This window comes from Citrobacter sp. RHBSTW-00944, assembly GCF_013615435.1.
In the GTDB taxonomy this organism is placed as follows: domain Bacteria; phylum Pseudomonadota; class Gammaproteobacteria; order Enterobacterales; family Enterobacteriaceae; genus Citrobacter; species Citrobacter braakii.
In genome coordinates, this window is record NZ_CP055418.1 from 3,834,415 (window position 1) to 3,856,260 (window position 21,846).

Sequence of the window (21,846 nt, forward strand, 5' to 3'; positions counted from 1 at the left end):
ATACTGGCCCGCGTTGCGTTCCAAAAACCCCTTAACATTGCAGGAGAATTATATGGTACTGGTAACTCGTCAGGCTCCGGATTTCACAGCAGCTGCGGTACTGGGTAGCGGTGAGATCGTTGAAAACTTCAACTTCAAACAGCATACCAACGGTAAAACTACCGTTCTGTTCTTCTGGCCGATGGACTTCACCTTCGTTTGCCCGTCTGAACTGATCGCTTTCGACAAACGTTACGAAGAATTCCAGAAGCGCGGCGTGGAAGTTGTTGGCGTTTCCTTCGACTCTGAATTTGTCCACAACGCATGGCGTAACACCCCTGTCGACAAAGGCGGCATCGGTGCAGTGAAATACGCAATGGTTGCTGACATCAAACGCGAAATCCAGAAAGCCTACGGCATCGAGCACCCGGAAGCGGGCGTTGCTCTGCGCGGTTCTTTCCTGATCGACGCTAACGGCGTTGTTCGCCACCAGGTGGTTAACGATCTGCCGCTGGGTCGTAACATCGACGAAATGCTGCGCATGGTTGACGCACTGCAGTTCCACGAAGAGCACGGCGACGTTTGCCCGGCACAGTGGGAAAAAGGTAAAGAAGGTATGAACGCGTCTCCGGACGGCGTAGCAAAATACCTGACCGAGAACGTTTCCAGCCTGTAATTGGCATGAATCGTAAGAGGCCCGCAAATGCGGGCCTCTTTTATTGGTTTATGTCGGATTACCCTTTTTCACTTCACGCCAGATTCGCCACGCCATAAGCGCCAGTACGGCGACCCCAAGAATTAACGCCCCCCACACCAACAGCGTTTTCCACTGGCTTTGTTGCTCAGCTACTGACGTTGCCGTCAATCGCGCTTCACCACCAAGCGCCACGCTCTCCTGAAGAGTCGCCCACGGTAGATAATCTATCTCCTGCGATTTACGCAGCGACGCCGGGATCAGCATATCGAGACCAACATCTGCCTTTTTCGCCGCCCGGTTTCCCCACGCCAGCATATAAGGCCCTTTGCCCTGCGTATTAAACACCAGTTGATAACTGTCGCGCATGCCGCTCAACTCAGGCAGCCTCTCTGGCAACCGGGCGTTAATAGTCGTCATCCGGACGGCCTCAACCAACTGACCGGAAAGACGAATATCTTCCGCACTCCTCCAGTCCAGATTGTAAAGCATGGTTTTTGTCAGCGGCTGCCAGGGCTCTTTTTCAGCGCTGCGCCAGGCCAGTTCCACCGGTAAAACACCTTCACTTTCCAGATCGATGCGAAGCGAGGTCAGCGGCTGGGGCTGCGCCCATCGCCAGACGGCTTCGTCATCCGAAACCTTAATCCCCTGGGCTTCAATCACGATACGCTCGGATTCCGGCTCGCTGCTGGCCGCTATCGCGCTCACGCTGTTTAACGTCAGCGCCGGACTTTGCGAGTCGAGGATCACCAGCAGGTAACGAGTCGCCTCCGCAGAGAGCGTGAGACTGGCGCTGATGGTGTCCATTTTCAGGCGATCGTTATCACGCGTCAGATCCATTAACGGCGCATCTTCCTGCACGGGTCGCCAGTAGCGCAAATCACTGCTTGCATAAACCGAGGCTTTCCCCTGCCAGTTGCCCGCCTGCGAGTCCCAGTTCAGGCGTAACTGCGCCAGTGAAAAGGCATCTTTCGTCTCTTCCGGGAGCGTCAGTAAATAGCTCTGGCCGAGCGCTTTGACATCATCACTTTGCAAATGAATCTCAATGCCGCTCTTCGAGCGTAAAACAATAGCGTCTCCGCCTCGTTGCCCCTCCTCACGCGGCGCAACCGGTGACATATCAAGCGGGAAAAAACGCAGCGCCACTGCCTCTGGCGTAACGGGCTGGGTTTTCTGCGCCACCAGAGTAAACGGCACCGTCTCCCCCAGATGGTTAAAGACCCGGACATCGCGCAAATCCGCCCAGGCGGTACCCGGATACACCGCCGGAGGTAGCGAAACGCGATACCACGGCGATGTGCCCGTAGTTTCCAGCGTCACCCCCGTTACGTAGTCCGCCGGAGACTCTTTCACTTCATCGCTGCTTACCGCCGCGCCTGTCGCGCCCAGCAGTACGCTGCATAACACCGCTTTCATCCATTTCATTTTTCTTCTCCTGCTTTGGGCGGTAATGGTGAAAAATACCCGATAATCAACACCAGAATGGCCACGCCGATAAACGCAACCGCGCGCGCCAGACCGCCGCCTCCTGCGCTGTCCACCAGCATCAGTTTCACAATGACTATCCCCAGCAATACCGCGCCACACAGCCATTCCCGACGCGAGCGGCGCCGGGTCGCCCGCAGCATCACCACCAATGCCGCCAGCATCCAGAACAGAGCAAAACAGGTTTGAATCAGCCGTGAATCCCATAGTGCGTCTACACGCCACGCAACCTCGCCATACCAGGACAATGCGCGCAGCAGCACACCATTGAGCCACCAAAAGCTGAGCGCCATCAGCGCCACAACCGGCCATGGGCGACATACCGAAAGCTGCACCGGGAAATAGCGTTCAGACGCGCGATAAAACACCACCAGGCCCAGTAGGGCAAAAGCTGCGCCCTCTTCCAGCGGGTTGAGCAACGGCAGATAAGTCTGACGATAAACTACGCCATCTTGTAAATTGGTCAGCACGAGCAGACCGACCAGCACCAGCACAACGGGAACCATCGCCTGAACAGAATAGAGGGTAGGCCAGATGCGAAACGGCCAGATTTGTCGATGAACAGACTGATAAATCAGGAAAATAAGCAGCCCGCCAGCCGCCATCATCAGGCCGCTACCCCACGCAGCCCTTCCCCACGGCAGCCCCTGCGCGAACCAGAACAGCTCAACCGCGAGCGCCAGTAAAATCATCCATAAGAACGATAAATGCGCCAGTCTGGAAAGCATTGGCGGTAATATTTGTGCGTCACGCCAGAGCAGCGCTATCGCAACAATTAGCGCCGCGCACCAGGCCAGATTCGGCCAGCCCGCCGCAAAAATCTGCTGTACAGCGATCTGATACATCAGCATCACCAGCATCATCGGCCACAGCAGCCATTTACTGGCATCCAGCTCCCGCCACGCCAGGCGACCCGCGATACTTCGCCAGCCCCAGCTCGATACCGCCATTAATGCCAGCACGCCAGACAGTACCCACCGATCCTGTTTCAGAGCGAGTTGCGATGCCGCAACGAGCGCAACAATCCAGAAAACCAAACCACCAGCGAGTAGCGCCCAACTGCCCTGCATCCAAATGTTGCGCCATAGCCATGCGGCAACCAGCCAACTGAGGCTGAGCACGGCAAAAATCAGCATGACTGAGAGCGCGGTTGTTCCGTTCGCCAGCGCCCATAGCGCGCTGCCCACGGCCAGCACGAGCAGCGCCGTACCGCTATAACTCATGCGCCGCTGCTGCTGGTGCACGCCCAGCCAGAGGATCCCCAGACCTTCCAGCGCCCAGGCCATCGCCGTCCAGCGGGCCGAAAGCGCCAGCGGGATAGCGAGTGTCGTAAACGCCCCCCCCAGCGCCAGCGCCGCTAGCACCAGCGGCCTTCCTGAAGAAGGATAGCGACGCAACGCCAGCCAGGCTAACGCCAGATAGAAACCACCGTAGCCCAACGCGCTGAGCGCCGGACCATATCCCATATGCCGGGTAATGGCGTACTGCATGCCAAAACCGACCAGCGGCGGCGCAAACAGCAGTACGCCGTCAATAATCTGTTTGCCTTTTTCCTGCGCCCGGAGCGACAACGCCACGCTCAGCACGCCAAAAATAATCGTGTTGGCGATCAGGAACAGTTGGCAACTCAGGTAATACTCTGGTCGATAGTCCTCCAGGCCCCATACCCCGCCAACGCCGAAGGTGAACAGCAGGCCAAGCAGATTAAGCTCCCGCCAGTGCTGCCAGATGCTGATGGCGAGAATGCCGACCGAGAGCAGAAGATAGAATGAGAAGAGCGCGACATGACTGCCGCCGCCGGTGGAAAGCAACAGCGGCGCAAGATAACCGCCAAGACTTGCCAGCATCGCCAGGCTGAGCGCCTTTTGCAGAATAGCCAGCCCCACACTCGCCGCACAAATCACCACCAGCAGCGCAAATGCCAGCGTCATTGGCAGCATTTGCCACAGCCGGAACGCGCCAAAGACGGTGAGATAGAGTGCTCCGGTAGCTCCCCCCTGTAATATCAGCGCATAGATCGGTTGCTTATGCCGCAGCCGCCAGCCCAACGCCAACAGCACAATAGCGAACAGCGCGGCCGCCACCAGACGCAGCTCCAGCGGAAACAGAGAATGTTCGACCGTATAACGCAGCAGGAAAGAAAGCCCCAAAAACAGGAGCAAAATACCGAGCTTTGCCAACGGGTTACCCTGCATAAACCAGCGCACCAGCGATGACATTACCCCGCCAAAAGCAGAAGGCCGCTCGACGTCGGGCGTAGATACCGCCGCATTATCCGGCTTCGGCTGTGAAGCCCACGGGTTAACGGGCTCAGGCGGCGGCTCAGTTACTGGCTCCGGCGATACGCTGCTCATCGCAGCCGTTGGCGCATCGGCAGGAACAATATCTTTTGCTGCCATTGGCTCAACGGCGCTGGTCTGCGCCACACCGCGCAGCTCCAGCTCCTCTACCCGACGGCGCAAGACCACCAGCTCAGAACGTACAGCCGCACTGCGTCTGAATGCCACGATCGCGAGGCCAGGAACTACTACCAGCGCGAAGAATAATACAATGCAGCCAAGGGTTAGCAGCTCATCCATGTTTCCACCTTCACTGTATAAAGACAGACCAGAATGACACAAATTGTTGCAGTTGCGCCATATCGGTTAACACGATGAACCGCTTTTCAGAATAGACAATCAGCCCCTGCGTTTGGCCAGGGGCTGTGATGAGGGATTAAAACGCGAAGCAGGAGCAGCCAAGCGCGCCCCAGAAAGCCCGGTCATCTGACACCGGAATTGCCGATTTACGCGCTATATCATGCTGATGACCGTGTACGCCGCAGCTGCCGCAGCACTGGTGCATCTGCACCATTGCGCCAATTTTCGCCGTAGCAGGCGGCGCTGAGCGATAGTGCCCCGGCACTTTTACCACCGGCGACCAGTCAGGTACAACCGGGATGGCCGGCGGCGCCAGCGGAGTGAAATGCCCGGCCGCATACACCACTTTGCCATCGACAATGGTCATTACCGACTCTATGCCTTTGATCTCTTCTTCCGGCACACTGAAGTAATCTTTAGACAGCACCACCAGGTCTGCCAGTTGGTCTTTCTCGATGCGCCCTTTCTTACCCTGTTCGCTGGAGAACCAGGCGCTACCGGCCGTCCACAATTCCAGCGCCACATCGCGCGGCAGGCGATTGTTATCATCGTACATCGCCATCCCTCCCACAGTACGGCCCGAAACCAGCCAGTAGAGCGCTGTCCACGGGTTGTAGCTGGCCACGCGGGTGGCATCAGTCCCCAGCCCTACCGGAACGTCAGCCGCCAGCATTTTCGCCACAGGCGGGGTATGTTTGACCGCATCTTTGCCGTAGCGATCGACAAAATATTCGCCCTGGAACGCCATACGGTGCTGAACAGCGATCCCGCCCCCCAGCGCTTTTACGCGCTCGATATTCCGTTCGGTAATCGTTTCAGCGTGATCGAAGAACCAGTGCAGGCCATTGAACGGGATATCGCGATTCACCTTCTCGAATACGTCGAGCATTCGGCTGATGGATTCATCGTAGGTGGCGTGCAGGCGGAACGGCCAGCGGTGCTCCACGAGGTGGCGCACCACGCGCTCCAGCTCATCGTCCATACCTTCCGGCAGATCCGGGCGTGGCTGGAGGAAGTCTTCAAAATCCGCGGCCGAGAAGACCAGCATTTCCCCTGCCCCATTGGCACGGTAGAAGTCGGTCCCCTGCCCTGGTTTGAGCATATCGGTCCAGCGTTCAAAGTCTTCCAGTTCCTGCTGCGGACGCTGGGTAAACAAGTTGTAGGCGATGCGCACCGTCATCTGTTTGTGGGCGTGTAACTGCTCAATTATCTCGTAATCTTCCGGGTAGTTCTGAAAACCACCGCCTGCATCGATGGCGCTGGTCAGCCCGAGACGGTTCAGCTCGCGCATAAACTGCCGGGTCGAGTTGACCTGCATTTCCAGCGGCAGTTTTGGTCCTTTTGCCAGCGTCGAATAAAGGATCATGGCGTTGGGTTTGGCGATCAGCATCCCGGTTGGGTTACCGTTGCTATCACGCACAATCTCACCACCCGCCGGGTCCGGCGTCGCCTTGGTGTAGCCGACTGCTTTCAGTGCGGCACGGTCCAGCAAAGCTCTGTCGTAGAGGTGCAGAACAAAAACTGGGGTATCCGGGGCCGCTTCATTCAGTTCTTCGAGGATTGGCATGCGACGTTCGGCAAACTGGAATTCGCTCCAGCCGCCCACCACGCGCACCCATTGCGGCGATGGCGTTCTTTCAGCCTGCTCTTTGAGCATGCGTAGCGCGTCCGCCAGCGACGGAACGCCTTCCCAACGCAATTCCAGGTTGTAATTCAGACCGCCGCGAATGAGGTGCAGGTGCGAATCGTTCAGGCCCGGGATCACCGTATGCCCTTGCAGATCGACAACCTGCGTCCCGTCGGTGGCAAAACTCATGATGCGATCGTGGCTACCGGTCGCCAGGATCTTACCATTGGCGATCGCCACCGCCTCGACCTGCGGGTTTTGTCTTTCGAGAGTATGAATTTTTCCGTGAGTCAGAATCAGTGTGGCAGTTTGAGACATAACAATCTCCTGAGAAACCGGTCAGGCTTTTTTCAGCCATCCGGCAAACAGACGGGTTACGATGGGCATCCAGAACCAGACCACCAGCGCAACCACACAGGCATCATTGATCAGATGCAGGAGTAACGAGCCCTTCATGGCAGGCAGCACAATGCCGGTCAACCACGGCACCAGATTGGTGCTGGGAAAAATCACCAGCAGGGTTATCAGAAACTGTTTCCAGCGCCTGGGCTGACGTACATGGGGCGCGGGCGGCGTAAACCAGAACGCCGCTTCGGTGCGGATTTCAGTTTTATCCCCTTCCGCCAGCAGCGGGGCAATCTCTTCGACCAGCACGCGGCGCGTATCGGACTGGGTCCAGTTATACAGATGCTCAAGCGTGTCGAAGCGGATAATGATGTTCCACAGATTGTTGCCATCTGCTGGACGAATCACATTCGCCCCCAGATGACCGGGAAACTCGGCCGCCACCGGCATGATTTTCCCCAGCCACTGCTCATACCGCTGCGCTTGTTCAGGCAGCAGGGTGTGGGAAATCACCAACGTCACATGTTTGTTCTGCGCCATAAAGGGTTCCTTGTTGAGAGGAAACAGGCCCGCTTAGGCCACGGAAGCAATACACAAAATCATTCATGGCGCATCGAAGCGGCAAGATTGTGTATCCCCGGAGGCTGACAAAGTGAGTGACCGGGGTACGCAAACGAAGCCTACAAAGAGGCAACATGAAGGATGAGGTGTATTTAGGCTTTACGTTCCGGCGCGCCATGCACCATGGTGTAGGCGTAATCCACGCCCATACCGTAGGCGCCGCTGTGCTCACGTACCAGATCCATGACGGCGTCGTAGGTTTCTTTGCGGGACCAGTCGCGCTGGTACTCGAGAAGAACCTGTTGCCAGGTCACAGGTACGGCACCCGCCTGTACCATGCGGTCGATAGAACGCTCGTGGGCATCCACGGACGTGCCGCCAGAAGTGTCAGTTACCACATAAACTTCGTAACCCGCTTCCAGCGCCATCAGCGCCGGGAAAGTCAGGCATACTTCGGTCCACAGCGCGGAGATAATCAATTTTTTACGCCCGGTCGCTTCCACGGCTTTCACAAACGCCGCATCTTCCCAGGAGTTCATCGAGGTGCGTTCAATTGGTTTCACATCAGGATGAACCGCTAAGGAAGGTGCGAACAAGTTCCTGATATGAGATCATCATATTCATCCGGAGCGCATCCCAGAGGGACATCATGAGCCATCAACTCACCTTCGCCGATAGTGAATTCAGCACTAAGCGCCGTCAGACCCGAAAAGAGATTTTCCTCTCCCGCATGGAGCAGATTCTGCCATGGCAGAATATGACCGCTGTCATCGAGCCGTTTTATCCCAAGGCGGGCAATGGCCGACGGCCCTATCCGCTGGAGACCATGCTGCGTATTCACTGCATGCAGCATTGGTACAACCTGAGCGACGGTGCCATGGAAGATGCCCTGTACGAAATCGCCTCCATGCGCCTGTTTGCCCGATTATCCCTGGATAGCGCCCTGCCGGATCGCACCACCATCATGAATTTCCGCCACCTGCTCGAGCAGCATCAACTGGCCCGTCAATTGTTCAAGACCATCAATCGCTGGCTGGCCGAAGCAGGCGTCATGATGACCCAAGGCACTTTGGTGGATGCCACCATCATTGAGGCACCCAGCTCTACCAAGAACAAAGAGCAGCAACGCGATCCGGAGATGCATCAGACCAAGAAAGGCAATCAGTGGCACTTTGGCATGAAGGCCCACATTGGTGTCGATGCCAAGAGTGGCCTGACCCACAGCCTGGTCACCACCGCGGCCAACGAGCATGACCTCAATCAGCTGGGTAATCTGCTTCATGGAGAGGAGCAATTTGTCTCAGCCGATGCCGGCTACCAAGGAGCGCCACAGCGCGAGGAGCTGGCCGAGGTGGATGTGGACTGGCTGATCGCCGAGCGTCCCGGCAGGGTAAAAACCTTGAAGCAGCATCCGCGCAAGAACAAAACGGCCATCAACATCGAATACATGAAAGCCAGCATCCGTGCCAGGGGGGAGCACCCGTTTCGCATCATCAAGCGGCAGTTCGGCTTCGTGAAAGCCAGATACAAGGGGCTGCTGAAAAACGATAACCAACTGGCGATGTTATTCACCCTGGCCAACCTGTTTCGGGTGGACCAAATGATACGTCAGTGGGAGAGATCTCAGTAAAAACCGGAAATAACGCCAGAAATGGTGGAAAAAATAGCCTAAATAGGCTGATTCGATGTGTTTGCGGGAAAAAAATCGGCCCAGATCCGCGAAATTTTAATCAGCGAGTCAGCTTGGGAAGAAATGACCTACTTATTCGCACCTTCCCTAATTCTCGACGCACTTGATAAACAGGGTTCATTTGCCGCGGCGGCGGAATCGCTGTTTAAAACCCCTGCAGCACTCAGCTATATGATTCAAAAGCTGGAAAGTGATTTGAATATCGAGTTGCTTGACCGTTCCGGTCACCGGGCAAAATTTACCGACACCGGTCAGATGATGCTGGAAAAGGGACGTTTGCTGCTGAGTGCGGCAAAAGATCTCGAAAAGCAGGCGGTGCAGCTGAATTCAGGCTGGGAAAAAGAGCTGGCGATTGCGCTGGACGACTCCTTCCCTTTCGCCTCGCTGTTGCCCATTATCGATGAATTTCACGCGCTGAATAAGCAAACCCGCCTTAACTTCACCCACCATACGCTGGCGGGCTCCTGGGAGGAGCTGACGCATAATGGAGCAGATATTATTTTGGGGGCGATTAATGAACCGCCTACGTCAGCGGCCTGGTCCTACAAAATGCTTGGCACGCTGGACAATGTGTTTGTCGTTGCGCCTGAGCATCCGCTGGCCGCAGCACCGGATGGCCTGACTAACGAACAACTGTGCCTGCACCGGGCGATTGTCATTAGCGACAGCGCCCGCTTTTGTCATCCGTTACAAACCAATCTGATGGAGGAGCAGGCGCAGATTCGCGTTGATGATTTCCATAGTAAGGTGATGCTACTGCGGGCCGGCTTGGGCTGCGGATTTCTCCCCCGCCATATTGCTAACCCGTGGCTTGCCACGGGCGAGCTGGTGGAAAAAACGGTCATCTCATTTCGCCAAAAAGACGTGGCCTATATGGCCTGGCGCAATAACCGCGATGGACTGGCGCAGCGCTGGTGGCGGGAAACGCTGCTGGCAAGCCCGGATGTTACGCGCTTATATCAATGACCCATCCACACCGAGGCGGAAATCGCCGGCAGCGTCAGGATATCCTCGGCAAGCACGCCTTTGCCCTCCTGGTGCTGCCATTGGCTGACGCTCAGTAATGGCGAGGCAGGCAGGACCACTTCACAGGCGTGGCCACGGTTAATCGCCACCAATACACGCTGGCGGTTTAGCACGCGTACAAACACCACCACGTTATCCTCGGCGTAAATCACCTGACAACCACCATGGCGCAGCGCCTGGCTCTGGTGGCGTAATGTTGCCAGCCGCTGATACAACGCCAGCAGGTTAGCGTCCTGTTTTTCAGGCTGCCACGGGAATGGTTTGCGACAAAACGGATCGTTGTTCCCATCCAGTCCCACTTCGTCACCGTAGTAAATACAGGGCACGCCAGGCCAGGTAAACAGCCACACCACCGCCAACGGTAAACGTGCGACGTCTTTACCGAGCAGAGATTTAAAACGGGCGGTATCGTGGCTGTCGAGCTGGTTGAACATCCGCAACTGCTGCTGATGTGACAAACCCGCGCGATAGTTATCCATCCACGCCATACAGGTCTGGGCGTCAATGAATTGCGGATCGCATGAGATATCGGTATTGGCGAGAAATCCCCATATCGGGAAGGTAAAACCGCGATAGTTCATGGCGGCATCTTCCGCGTCGGCCTGCAACCATTGGCGCGCGTCGCCAAAATGCTCGCCCACCACATACGCCTCTGACTGGGTCTCTTTCGCCGCCTGCGTAATTCCGGCCACGTGCTGCAGGTTGTTGTGCGCACCACCGGCCTCTCCCAGCATATGCACCACGTCAAGACGCCAGCCGTCCATACTCCACGGCGCTTTCAGCCAGTGGCGAACGATGCTGTCTTCGCCGCGATAAATTTCATTCACCAGGCTTTCAGAGGAAAAGTCCAGCTTGGGCAGGCTGGAATACCCCAGCCAGTCGAGCGCGACGCCGTCGGCTGAGAAATGATACCAGTCGCGCCATGGGGATTGCGGATTATGGCACGCGCCATCCGTTCCCCGATTATGTCGGTCAAACCAGGCGTGTGAATCGCCGCTATGGTTAAAAACACCGTCGAGAATCAGGCGCATCCCCTGCTGTTGGGTGGTGTGACGCAGGCGCAGCAGCGCCCTGTCGCCGCCAAACTGCGGATCAACATGACGGTAATCTTCGGTATCGTATTTATGCACGCTCGGCGCGGTAAATACCGGATTCAGGTACAGCGCCGTGACGCCTAACGTTTTCAGATACGGCAGCTTTTCGCTGATGCCGTCCAAATCGCCGCCATAAAACGTGGAGCCACCGGCCTGGGCCGTAAGCGGTTCATCCCACTCGCGCCGCACAATATCGTGTCCGGCAGCGTGGTGGTAATAGACGTTATCCTGAGTCGCTTCACGCGACTGGCTGCGGGCAAAACGGTCCGGGAAAATTTGGTAAAAAATCTGATCGGCGACCCACTGCGGACCGTTATCCGGCACATCAACAGCAAACTGCTCCAGACGCGCAGGCGGAAAACGGCTGAATCCCTGCGGGGTGAACCACAACTGACGATCGAGCCAAAGTAATTTAAAACTATAGCGTCGACGAGGCTGTCCGCTGGAGAGATCGATCGCCGCTCTCCACGCGGTCACGCCCGGCTGCGGCTGGCTGCGTTGCTTGTGCATACCCAGCAAAATCTCTTCGTTATCGTTTTCTGCGCGTAGCGTCACCCGCTGGGGTGGATTTTCCCCCGCCAGCCATAATGTAATCGTCAGTTGATCTTTGTTTTGCTTAACAAATGGGGCAACCGGAAGGTGCCAGGCGTTCAACATCACGTATCCCCTTTGATGATAATGACGTCACCTTGCCATAGCGAAGTGCAGGATCACTCATCATCTTAACGTTTATTGGGGGAGGAGTGCGGGGGAGGAGAAAATTGCCGGGTAACATTAAGCTACCCGGCAAAAATATTACTGCGCTTCAGCCAGTTGGCGCTCGCGACGGCGCTTGAAAACCCAGCCGGCAAGCAGCAGGATAATCCACGCAAAGCCGACGTATAGCGAAATGCGGGTATCCGGATGATAGCCGATAAGCGCGATGATAAAGACCAGGAAAATCAGGCCAATGACGGTCGTCACAACCCCCCCCGGCACTTTAAATTTCAGCGCCTTAACCTCTTCCGGCGGCAGACGACGACGGAAAGCAATTTGTGACAGCAGGATCATAATCCACACCCATACCGTTGCGAAGGTCGCCAGAGAGGCGATCACCAGGAAGACGTTTTCCGGCATGATGTAGTTAAGATACACCGCAAACAGCAGCGCGATAGTCATCACCATCACCGTCACCCATGGCACGCCACGACGCGACGTCTTGGCGAACATTTTCGGCGCGCTGCCCTGCTCCGCCATACCATGCAGCATACGCCCCACGCCAAAGACGTCAGAGTTGATGGCCGACAGCGACGCGGTCAGGACTACGAAGTTGAGGATCCCGGCGGCAAAGGTAATCCCCATATGCTGGAACGTCAGAACGAACGGGCTACCGTCAGTGCCGACCTGGTTCCACGGGTAAATAGACATGATGACGAACAGCGTCCCCACGTAAAACACGAGGATACGCATCGGTACGGAATTGATGGCGCGCGGAATAGATTTTTCCGGGTCTTTGGCTTCGCCAGCGGTAATCCCGATAATCTCAATCCCGCCGTAGGCGAACATCACCATTTGTAGCGACATCACCATGCCGAGCCAGCCGTTACTGAAGAAACCGCCGTTGCTCCACAGATTATGGATACCGGTAGGCTGTCCGCCGTTACCAATCCCCCAAATGATGATGCCAAAACCGGCGACAATCATGATGATAATGGTGGCGACTTTAAAGAACGAGAACCAAAATTCCAGCTCGCCAAACACCTTCACGCTCATCAGGTTGATGGCGCAGATAATCAATACCACGCTGAGTACCCAAATCCAGTGCGGTACGGCCGGGAACCAGACGCCCATGTAAATACCAAAGGCAGTCACATCGGCAATGGCGACAATCAGGATTTCAAAACAGTAGGTCCAGCCGGTTATGTAGCCTGCCAGCGGTCCGAGGTTTTCCTGCGCATAGCGCGAGAAGGAGCTGGCTGCAGGGTTATGAACGGACATTTCGCCCAGCGCGCGCATAATGATATACGCCGCTACGCCGCCGATAATATAGGCCAGCAACACGCTTGGCCCCGCCATTTTGATGGCATCGGCCGAGCCGTAGAACAGCCCAGTACCAATTGCTGAACCTAATGCCATAAAGCGAATGTGCCGGGTGCTCAGCCCACGCTTTAGCTTGTTATTACTTTCCATCGATTCCTAACCTGTTAACACAATAAAAAACCACGGGGCCATGTTAATAGCCCCGTGGTTAAAACTTATTGTCAGTGATATTAGTGTGCGCTGGAGGTCACTTGTCGACCCGCTGCACGATCCCAGATAACTGCCAGGACCACCATCACGACTGTTGGCATCAACCACGCCAGCCCCTGCTCCGCCAGCGGTAAACGCTGGGTCCAGGCCGGTAACACGTCGCCAATTGCAGAAGCTTTAATGCCATCAAGGATACCAAAAATCAGGCTGATAAACATCGCAGGTGCAATGACGCGGGAAGAATTATGCCACCATGAGCGGGTAAAACTTAATACAACCAGTGCGATACATGGCGGATAGATAGCCGTCAGCACCGGAATAGAGATCTGAATCAGATGGCTCAGACCCAGGTTAGAGACCACCATCGAGAAGCCGCCGAGGATAAATACCAGCGTACGATAAGACAGTGGAACGTACTGGGCAAAGAACTCTGCGCACGCGCAGGTCAGGCCAACAGCGGTGACCAGACAGGCGATGAAAATCAACGCCGCCAGCAGGAAGCTCCCTGCGCCACCAAAGGTGTGCTGAACATACGCATGCAGAATTGCCGCGCCGTTAGCAGACTGATCGACCAGAATTGCGCTATCTGAACCCAGACGGAACAGCGCGAGATACAGCAGCGTTAAGCCCACACCCGCCATCAAACCCGCCCAAACGGTATAACGGGTCAGCAGACGCGCTTCAGTAACGCCACGCGAGCGAGCGGCGTTGACGATAACAATACCAAATACCATCGCGCCCAGCGTATCCATGGTCAGATACCCGTTCACGAAGCCATTAGAAAACGCCGCAGTTTGATAGGCTTCCATCGCATTGCTGATCGGGCCTGCTGGCCAGACGATTGCGGCGACAGACAGGACCACCAGCGCCAGGATTTTCAGCGGAGCCAGGAAATTACCAACCGTATCCAGCAGTTTGCCCGGATACAGCGAAACCAGAATCACAATCGCGAAATAGACCACGCTGTAGATAAGCAGTGGCAGCGCGGAGTCACCGGTCAGCGGTGCAATCCCGACTTCGAAAGAGACCGTCGCGGTACGCGGCGTAGCAAATAACGGTCCAACAGCCAGATAGCACACGGTCGCCAGCAGCAAACCAGCGACTTTACCGATAGGCGTGCTCAGTCGGTCCACACCACCACCGACTTTCGCCAGCGCGACAACGGTAAGTACCGGCAGGCCAACGGCGGTAATCAAAAAGCCAAAAGCCGCAGTCCAGACGTGTTCACCTGCCTGCAAACCAACCATTGGGGGGAAGATGATGTTACCTGCACCAACGAACAGTGCAAATGTCATAAATCCCAAAGCGATAATATCGCGCGATTTTAACTGATGGGTCATAAAGTCTTACTGCCTGTGGATGTGGTGTTGAAAATAATAAATTTTTGCCTTTCCCTGGGGGACAATACAGCGGCATTTTTGCTCAATTCCAGCGGGAAACACTCCCAGACTGGCGCGGCGAAGAATAGTTTTTCGATTTACCGCGTAAATGCAGTCGGTATGACAGCACCTGGAGCGCAATTTAAACGCTTATAACGTTTTAAAGCAAGGTGGGATCCCAAAACCAGAACAATATAGCGATATGAAAAATGGGGTTAGCACAAAACACCATTTCATGGAAAAAGGTATGGGTAATAGTTCGAACAAAAAACAACCAAACGTCGTAAAATTCAGGATGGTTATATTGACCGCATAGAAAAAGCCAGCTTGCGCTGGCTTTTGGAAAGATTATCTTACGAATGCGCCTTAACCGTTAATTTTGGCAATTAAACGTTCCGGGATCACGAAACTAAATCGCGTCCCAACGCCTAGTTCGCTTTCGATATTCAAGCGACTGTCGTGATGATGCAGCGCATGCTTAACGATGGCCAGGCCAAGTCCGCTGCCGCCCGTTTGCCGCGATCGCGCCTTATCCACACGATAAAAACGTTCGGTTAAGCGTGGAATATGCTCGGCGGCAATGCCTGGACCGTTGTCTTCCACGCAAAACTCCGCCCCCGACGCCACATGCTGCCAGCGTACGGTAATGTGCGTTCCCGCTGGCGTATGGTTCACCGCGTTGTAGACGAGATTCGAGATAGCGCTACGCAACTGCTCCTCGTTACCCCGCACGTTCAGGCTGTTATCAACATCAAAGGTAAACGTATGTTTTTGCTGGCTCAGCGTTTGCGCTTCGTGTTCGAGCACGCGCAGCATCATGGGCACATCGACCTTCTCATTCAGCAGTAGCGTCGGAGCAGCCTCAATTTTTGACAGCGTCAGCAGCTGTTTCACCAGCCCTTCCATGCGATACGTTTGTTCGCGCATGGTATGCAGCGCTTTTTCACGCGTCGTCCCTTCCAGCGGATGCTCCTGCATCATTTCCAGGTACCCTTGTAACACCGTCAGAGGCGTACGCAGTTCATGGCTGGCGTTGGCGAAAAAGTTACGTCGTGAACCTTCCAGTTGATGCATCTGGGTAACGTCGCGCGCCACCATCAGCAGTTGCTTATCGGTATAGGGCATCACGCGAATTTCCAGATGCCGTCCGGTATTGAGTACCAGATTGATCGGTCGGCTAAAATCGCGCGTTTTCAGGTATTGTGTAAATTCCGGGTAGCGCAACAGGTTAAGAATATTTTGCCCGCTATCGTCCGGCCAGCGCAGTCCCAGAACCTGCTGGGCCAGTCCGTTACACCAGAAGATACCGCCTTCTTCAGTGGTCAGCACCACCGCGTCGGGTAGCGATTCCGCCCCGCTGCGAAAACGTTTAATCAGATTACCCAGTTCACGACGGCGCTTTTTGTTGCGCAGTTGCATTTGATGCAGCCCGTACAGCAACGGCTCCCAACTGCCTCGCCCCGGCGGCGGCGTCATGCTTCTGTCGACCCATAGCCACCAGGACAAACGTAATAAATTCCAGAAATGCCAGATAAGCAGGCCCGTTACCGACGCCAGTAAAAACCAGGGCAGGTAACCGAAAAAAGCGCTAAGGATAAATGCCGGTATGCAGCACAGGATCAGCTCCAGTACCAACCTTTTCCATGACAATCGTTCTAGCAAACGTCTTACTCCCTATACGGCCTAATCCTTCAGGCCCTGATTCTTGTCAGTCAGAAGCGGGTTGAAAAACGATATCCCGTCCCGCGAACCGTCTGCACCATACGATCGTGTCCGCTGTGCTCCAGCGCCTTACGTAAGCGGCGGATGTGCACATCCACTGTCCGGTCTTCCACGTACACATTAGTTCCCCAGACATGATTGAGGAGTTGCTCGCGACTGTAGACACGCTCGGGATGAGTCATAAAGAAGTGCAACAGTTTGAATTCGGTCGGCCCCATATCCAGCGGATCCTCGCCGGTCATCACGCGATGCGAGGTGGGATCAAGGCTTAGCCCCTGCATTTCTATAACCTCTTCCACCGCCATCGGTGAAATACGACGCAGAACTGCTTTAATACGCGCCACCAGCTCCTTGGGAGAAAAAGGCTTGGTAATATAGTCATCCGCGCCGGTTTCCAGCCCCCGGACACGATCTTCCTCTTCCCCCCTCGCCGTCAGCATCATCACCGGGATATCCCGCGTCATCGCTTCGCGCTTGAGATGTTTAATAAACTGTAGACCCGAGCCGCCTGGAAGCATCCAGTCAAGCAGGACGAGATCCGGCCAGGGTTCATTGAGTTGGTTCACAGCACTGTCATAGTCTTCGGCTTCAACGGGTTGAAATCCGTTTTGCTCGAGCACGAAGCAGACCATTTCACGAATTGGAGCTTCATCTTCTACGACCAGAATACGTCTCGCCATGATTTGCCCTGTTTGTAATTAAATCGTTTGCCATCAATACAGTGCCATTATGCGTCAGTTTTATGACAGATTTATGAAAAGATAGTCCAGGTTTAACGCAGCCCGGCGAATTATGACAGCCCGGAGACAAGATATTCCCACTCGTGAAGGGTTATAATCCCCGCCATTGTTTTACCGTCATGGAACTCTTATGCGCATCCTTCACACGTCTGACTGGCATCTGGGTCAAAATTTCTACAGCAAGAGCCGCGCCGCCGAGCATCAGGCCTTTCTCGACTGGCTGCTGGAAACGGCACAATCCCAGCAGGTGGATGCCATTATTGTGGCAGGCGATATTTTCGATACCGGCTCACCGCCAAGCTATGCCCGTGAGCTGTATAACCGTTTTGTCGTCAATCTGCAGCAAACCGGCTGTCATCTGGTGGTGCTGGCAGGCAACCACGACTCTGTCGCCACGCTCAATGAATCCCGCGATATTCTGGCGTTTCTCAACACCACGGTGGTTGCCAGCGCTGGCCATGGGCCGCAGATACTGCCGCTACGCGACGGTACGCCGGGGGCGATCCTGTGTCCGGTACCTTTTTTACGTCCGCGCGACATCATCACCAGCCAGGCCGGGCTGACAGGACAAGAAAAACAGCAGCATTTACTGGGCGCAATTACCGACTACTATCAGCAGCAGTATCAGGATGCCTGCACGCTGCGCGGCGACCACAATCTTCCCATCATTGCGACCGGGCATTTGACCACCGTCGGAGCCAGTAAAAGCGACGCCGTACGTGACATTTATATCGGTACGCTGGACGCCTTCCCGGCGCAAAACTTCCCACCGGCAGACTACATCGCGCTGGGACATATTCACCGGGCGCAGGTTATCGGCGGCACGGAACATATTCGCTACTGCGGCTCGCCGATTGCCCTCAGTTTTGACGAGTGCGGCAAAAGCAAATGTGTACATCTGGTGAGCTTTGACGCGGGGAAACTCAGCGCCGTTGAAAATCTCACCGTGCCGGTTACGCAGCAGCTTGCGGTACTGAAAGGCGATTTAGCCGCCATTACTACCCAGCTTGAGCAGTGGCGCGGCGTGCAGCAAGAGCCACCGGTGTGGCTGGATATTGAAATCACCACCGACGACTACCTGCATGATATGCAACGTAAGATCCAGGCCTTAACCGAAGATTTACCGGTAGAAGTGCTACTGGTGCGCCGCAGTCGTGAACAGCGCGAACGCATTATGGCCAATGAACGACGTGAAACGTTAAGCGAGCTGAGCGTGGCAGAGGTTTTTGACCGCCGCCTGGCGCTGGAAGAACTCGAAGAACCGCAGCGTGAGCGGCTTAACCAGCTGTTTAGCGCAACCTTACAAACGCTTGCCGGGGAGGCTGAAGCATGAAAATTCTCAGCCTGCGCCTGAAAAACCTCAACTCCCTGAAGGGAGAATGGAAAGTCGATTTTACGGCAGAACCGTTTGCCAGCAATGGGTTGTTCGCCATCACCGGACCAACGGGTGCGGGAAAAACGACCCTGCTGGACGCAATTTGCCTTGCGCTGTACCACGAAACGCCGCGCCTGAATACCGTGTCACAATCGCAAAACGACCTGATGACCCGCGACACCGCGGAGTGTCTGGCCGAGGTCGAGTTTGAGGTGCGGGGCGAAGCCTACCGCGCATTCTGGAGCCAGAACCGGGCGCGCAATCAGCCGGAGGGCAATCTGCAGGTCCCTCGCGTAGAGCTGGCCCGCTGCTCCGACGGTAAAATCCTCGCCGATAAGGTCAAAGATAAGCTGGAGATGACCGCCGAGCTTACCGGGCTGGATTACGGACGTTTTACCCGTTCGATGCTGCTGTCTCAGGGGCAGTTTGCCGCATTTCTCAATGCCAAACCGAAAGAGCGCGCCGAGCTGCTGGAAGAGCTGACCGGCACTGAGATCTACGGCCAAATCTCCGCCATGGTATTTGAAAAGCACAAATCAGCGCGTACGGAACTGGAAAAACTGCAGGCCCAGGCCAGCGGTGTTGCGCTGTTAGCGCCAGAGCAATTGCAATCCCTGACAGAAAGTTTGCAGGTACTTACTGACGAAGAAAAACAATATCTTACCTGCCAACAAGCCCAGCAGCAGCACCTCAACTGGCTCATGCGGCAAAATGAGCTACAGGCGGAGATAAACCGCCACCAGCAGGCATTACAGGCTGCACTTCAGGCGCAGGAAGACGCGCAGCCGCAACTGGCGGCGCTGAGTCTGGCACTCCCGGCCAGAGCGTTACGCCCACACTGGGAGCGAATCCAGGAACAAACGGCTACGATTGACCGTACGCGACAGAAGATTCAGGAAGTGAATGCTCGCTTACAAAGCAGCTTAGCGCTGCGCGGACGTATTCGTCAGCAGGCACAAACGCAGTCAGCCGCTATGCTCGCCGGACAGCAAACGTTAACCGACTGGTTGAAGGAACATGACCGCTTCCGTTTGTGGAGTAGCGAACTGGCAGGATGGAAAGCGCTGCTGGCCCAACAGTCCGACGCCAGCGCCCAACTGCGCCAGTGGCAGCAGTTGCGGGAGAACGACACGCGCAAGCTCGATGCGCTGGCGCTTCCCACGCTGACCCTTTCGGCACAACAGGTAACGGAAGCGCTGGCGCAACATGTGCAGCTTCGTCCGTTACGCCAGCGGCTGAGTAATCTGCACGGGCAAATCGCCCCGAAGCAAAAGCAACTGGCGCAGCTACGCGCCACGCTTGTGCAGCGTCAGCAGGAGCTGGCCCAGCGCAATGCGGTGCTTACAGAAAAGCGTCAGCGCTATAAAGATAAAAATCAGCAGCTTGCCGATGTGAGAATCATTTGCGAGCAGGAAGCCCGCATCAAAGATCTGGAAAGCCAGCGGGCACTATTGCAATCCGGCATGCCTTGCCCACTTTGCGGCTCCACCACGCACCCGGCGATTGAGCGCTATCAAACGCTCGAACTGAGTGTGAATCAGACACGGCGTGAAGCGCTGGAAAAAGAGGTCAAAACGCTTGCCGATGAGGGTTCAACGCTACGCGGTCAACTCGAGGCGATAACCCAGCAACTTCAGCGCGATGAACGCGAAGTACAAACGCTTTCTCAGGAAGAGCAAGCACTTACTCAAGAGTGGCAGACCGTCACCGCCAACCTCAACGTGACGCTGCAACCGCAGGATGACATCGCCCCGTGGCTTGCCGCCCAGGAAGAGCACGAGCAGCAGCTTCACCAGCTGAGTCTGCGTCATACCCTGCAAGCGCAAATCACCGCACACACAGAGCAGATTACTCAGCTCCAGCAGCATATTGACCAGCGTCAGGCAACGCTAACCGCCGAGCTGGCCCGTCATGGTCTGTCCCTTCCGGCCGAGGGTGAAGTCGCCTCATGGCTGAGCGAACGGGCGAACGAAGCGCAAATGTGGCAGCAGCGCCAGAACGAACTGACTGAATTACAGGCTCGAATCGCCCAGCTTGCGCCGGTGCTGGAAACGCTGCCTGAAACCGATGCGCTTGGTGAAAACATTGAGAATCTGTCGCTGGAAAACTGGCGGCAGGTGCACGACGATTGCCTCTCTTTACAGGGGCAGTGGCAAACCTTACAGCAGCAGGAGACGCAGGAGGTTCAGCGCGCTGCAGAAATTCAGGCGCAGTTTGATACCGCATTGCAGGCCAGCATCTTTGCCGATCGCGACGCCTTTGTTGCCGCCCTGCTGGATGAAGAGACCTTTAACCGCCTTGAACAATTGAAGCAATCACTGGAAGGCCAGCGACAGCAGGCGCAAACGCTGCTTAATCAGGCGCAGCAGGCGCTGGCGACTCATCAACAACAGCTACCAACCGGGGTGGATCTCACGCTCACCGTGCAACATCTTCACGACGCGCTGGCACAACTCACCCAGCAGCTACGGGAGAACACCACTCGTCAGGGCGAAATTCGCCAGCAGCTCAAGCAGGATGGTGAAAACCGCCAGCAGCAGCAGGCGCTGATGCTCGAGATTACGAAAGTCGCACAGCAGGTCGAAGACTGGGGCTATCTGAACGCGCTGATTGGCTCGAAAGAGGGAGATAAATTCCGCAAGTTTGCCCAGGGGCTGACGCTGGATAATCTGGTCTGGCTTGCCAACAACCAGTTGACCCGTCTGCACGGTCGCTATCTGTTGCAGCGCAAGGCCAGCGAAGCGCTGGAGCTGGAAGTGGTTGATACCTGGCAGGCCGATGCCGTGCGTGACACACGTACGCTTTCCGGCGGCGAGAGCTTCCTCGTGAGTCTGGCGCTGGCGCTGGCGTTGTCCGACCTGGTCAGCCACAAAACGCGAATTGACTCCCTGTTCCTCGACGAAGGTTTCGGCACGTTGGACAGCGAAACGCTGGATACCGCCCTGGATGCGCTCGATGCGCTCAACGCCACTGGCAAAACTATTGGTGTCATCAGCCACGTTGAAGCGATGAAAGAACGCATTCCGGTGCAGATCAAGGTCAAAAAAATCAACGGACTGGGCTACAGCAAACTCGATAAAATGTTTGCAGTTGATGCCTGATAGCATCTCAGCTCCAGAAGGCCGGATATGCGCCAGCGCCATCCGGCACAGCACATAGCACGATCGTGAATACACAAAGACGGATATGAAATGGCATTCCACTTCGCTTATCCGCAAGCTATCTCTATTGGCGGCGAACGTTCGCCGCTATGGCGCACAT

At 55.8% G+C, this 21,846-nt stretch carries 15 protein-coding genes and 1 pseudogene; 6 read left to right on the forward strand and 10 right to left on the reverse strand.

The window, feature by feature from the left end; genetic code table 11:
- The first annotated feature begins 52 nt into the window (after positions 1–52).
- On the forward strand, positions 53–655 hold the full coding sequence (locus HV334_RS18480; protein ID WP_003021524.1) for a peroxiredoxin: 603 nt from the start codon (positions 53–55) through the stop codon (positions 653–655).
- Between the two features lie 48 nt (positions 656–703).
- On the opposite strand, the gene HV334_RS18485 is transcribed toward HV334_RS18480, so the two are convergent.
- From HV334_RS18485 to HV334_RS18505, 5 genes and pseudogenes are all read right to left on the reverse strand, one after another.
- Positions 704–2,098, reverse strand: a complete 1,395-nt coding sequence (locus tag HV334_RS18485; RefSeq protein WP_181220755.1) for a DUF3999 domain-containing protein — start codon at positions 2,096–2,098, stop codon at positions 704–706.
- Positions 2,095–4,737 (reverse strand): DUF2339 domain-containing protein, encoded by a 2,643-nt coding sequence (locus HV334_RS18490; protein ID WP_181220756.1) that lies wholly within the window; start codon positions 4,735–4,737, stop codon positions 2,095–2,097. The genes HV334_RS18485 and HV334_RS18490 overlap by 4 nt, the downstream gene beginning before the upstream one ends.
- Positions 4,738–4,873: 136 nt before the next feature.
- Positions 4,874–6,742 (reverse strand): amidohydrolase, encoded by a 1,869-nt coding sequence (locus tag HV334_RS18495; protein WP_181220757.1) that lies wholly within the window; start codon positions 6,740–6,742, stop codon positions 4,874–4,876.
- A 21-nt stretch (positions 6,743–6,763) separates the two neighbouring features.
- Positions 6,764–7,309 carry an antibiotic biosynthesis monooxygenase gene (locus HV334_RS18500; protein ID WP_016152022.1) on the reverse strand — a complete coding sequence of 182 codons (546 nt, stop codon included), beginning with the start codon at positions 7,307–7,309 and terminating at the stop codon, positions 6,764–6,766.
- A gap of 173 nt (positions 7,310–7,482) precedes the next feature.
- Positions 7,483–7,911 (reverse strand): annotated as a pseudogene (locus HV334_RS18505) (isochorismatase family protein); the annotation flags it as partial.
- Positions 7,912–7,979: 68 nt separating this feature from the next.
- On the opposite strand from HV334_RS18505, the gene HV334_RS18510 reads away from it, so the two are divergent.
- Genes HV334_RS18510 through HV334_RS18515 form a run of 3 tightly spaced genes read left to right on the forward strand, consistent with a single transcriptional unit; the run spans position 7,980 to position 9,986 of the window.
- Complete coding sequence (locus HV334_RS18510) at positions 7,980–8,960, forward strand: IS5-like element ISKpn26 family transposase (RefSeq protein WP_020899206.1); 981 nt, start codon at positions 7,980–7,982, stop codon at positions 8,958–8,960.
- The gene (locus HV334_RS25505; protein ID WP_345943266.1) at positions 8,942–9,127 is read left to right on the forward strand and encodes a hypothetical protein; all 186 of its coding nucleotides are present in this window, start codon (positions 8,942–8,944) and stop codon (positions 9,125–9,127) included. Before HV334_RS18510 ends, HV334_RS25505 begins: the two co-directional genes overlap by 19 nt.
- A complete protein-coding gene (locus tag HV334_RS18515; RefSeq protein WP_181220758.1) occupies positions 9,084–9,986 on the forward strand; it encodes a LysR family transcriptional regulator in 903 nt (300 codons plus the stop codon). Before HV334_RS25505 ends, HV334_RS18515 begins: the two co-directional genes overlap by 44 nt.
- Here the strand turns inward: HV334_RS18515 and malZ are convergent.
- The 5 genes from malZ to phoB all read right to left on the reverse strand — a co-directional run bounded on the left by malZ (position 9,980) and on the right by phoB (position 17,150).
- Complete coding sequence (gene malZ / locus HV334_RS18520) at positions 9,980–11,797, reverse strand: maltodextrin glucosidase (RefSeq protein ID WP_181220759.1); 1,818 nt, start codon at positions 11,795–11,797, stop codon at positions 9,980–9,982. The genes HV334_RS18515 and malZ overlap by 7 nt on opposite strands.
- Positions 11,798–11,935: 138 nt before the next feature.
- Positions 11,936–13,309 carry a proline-specific permease ProY gene (gene proY / locus HV334_RS18525; RefSeq protein WP_016152018.1) on the reverse strand — a complete coding sequence of 458 codons (1,374 nt, stop codon included), beginning with the start codon at positions 13,307–13,309 and terminating at the stop codon, positions 11,936–11,938.
- Between the two features lie 80 nt (positions 13,310–13,389).
- Complete coding sequence (gene brnQ, locus HV334_RS18530) at positions 13,390–14,709, reverse strand: branched-chain amino acid transporter carrier protein BrnQ (protein ID WP_016152017.1); 1,320 nt, start codon at positions 14,707–14,709, stop codon at positions 13,390–13,392.
- A 405-nt stretch (positions 14,710–15,114) separates the two neighbouring features.
- Positions 15,115–16,410 carry a phosphate regulon sensor histidine kinase PhoR gene (gene phoR / locus HV334_RS18535; RefSeq protein WP_181220760.1) on the reverse strand — a complete coding sequence of 432 codons (1,296 nt, stop codon included), beginning with the start codon at positions 16,408–16,410 and terminating at the stop codon, positions 15,115–15,117.
- A gap of 50 nt (positions 16,411–16,460) precedes the next feature.
- A complete protein-coding gene (gene phoB / locus HV334_RS18540; RefSeq protein WP_003021496.1) occupies positions 16,461–17,150 on the reverse strand; it encodes a phosphate response regulator transcription factor PhoB in 690 nt (229 codons plus the stop codon).
- 190 nt (positions 17,151–17,340) lie between these two features.
- Here phoB and sbcD point away from each other — a divergent pair, with 190 nt between their 5' ends.
- On the forward strand, positions 17,341–18,543 hold the full coding sequence (gene sbcD, locus HV334_RS18545; RefSeq protein WP_016152015.1) for an exonuclease subunit SbcD: 1,203 nt from the start codon (positions 17,341–17,343) through the stop codon (positions 18,541–18,543).
- A complete protein-coding gene (gene sbcC / locus HV334_RS18550) occupies positions 18,540–21,686 on the forward strand; it encodes an exonuclease subunit SbcC (RefSeq protein ID WP_181220761.1) in 3,147 nt (1,048 codons plus the stop codon). Before sbcD ends, sbcC begins: the two co-directional genes overlap by 4 nt.
- Positions 21,687–21,846 lie beyond the last annotated feature (160 nt).

Bases quoted from the DNA above. Each gene is read 5' to 3' on its own strand.
- HV334_RS18480 (WP_003021524.1), top strand. From the start codon at position 53: ATGGTACTGGTAACTCGTCAGGCTCCGGATTTCACAGCAGCTGCGGTA.
- HV334_RS18485 (WP_181220755.1), bottom strand. From the start codon at position 2,098: ATGAAATGGATGAAAGCGGTGTTATGCAGCGTACTGCTGGGCGCGACA.
- HV334_RS18490 (WP_181220756.1), bottom strand. From the start codon at position 4,737: ATGGATGAGCTGCTAACCCTTGGCTGCATTGTATTATTCTTCGCGCTG.
- HV334_RS18495 (WP_181220757.1), bottom strand. From the start codon at position 6,742: ATGTCTCAAACTGCCACACTGATTCTGACTCACGGAAAAATTCATACT.
- HV334_RS18500 (WP_016152022.1), bottom strand. From the start codon at position 7,309: ATGGCGCAGAACAAACATGTGACGTTGGTGATTTCCCACACCCTGCTG.
- HV334_RS18510 (WP_020899206.1), top strand. From the start codon at position 7,980: ATGAGCCATCAACTCACCTTCGCCGATAGTGAATTCAGCACTAAGCGC.
- HV334_RS18515 (WP_181220758.1), top strand. From the start codon at position 9,084: ATGACCTACTTATTCGCACCTTCCCTAATTCTCGACGCACTTGATAAA.
- malZ (WP_181220759.1), bottom strand. From the start codon at position 11,797: ATGTTGAACGCCTGGCACCTTCCGGTTGCCCCATTTGTTAAGCAAAAC.
- proY (WP_016152018.1), bottom strand. From the start codon at position 13,309: ATGGAAAGTAATAACAAGCTAAAGCGTGGGCTGAGCACCCGGCACATT.
- brnQ (WP_016152017.1), bottom strand. From the start codon at position 14,709: ATGACCCATCAGTTAAAATCGCGCGATATTATCGCTTTGGGATTTATG.
- phoB (WP_003021496.1), bottom strand. From the start codon at position 17,150: ATGGCGAGACGTATTCTGGTCGTAGAAGATGAAGCTCCAATTCGTGAA.
- sbcD (WP_016152015.1), top strand. From the start codon at position 17,341: ATGCGCATCCTTCACACGTCTGACTGGCATCTGGGTCAAAATTTCTAC.
- sbcC (WP_181220761.1), top strand. From the start codon at position 18,540: ATGAAAATTCTCAGCCTGCGCCTGAAAAACCTCAACTCCCTGAAGGGA.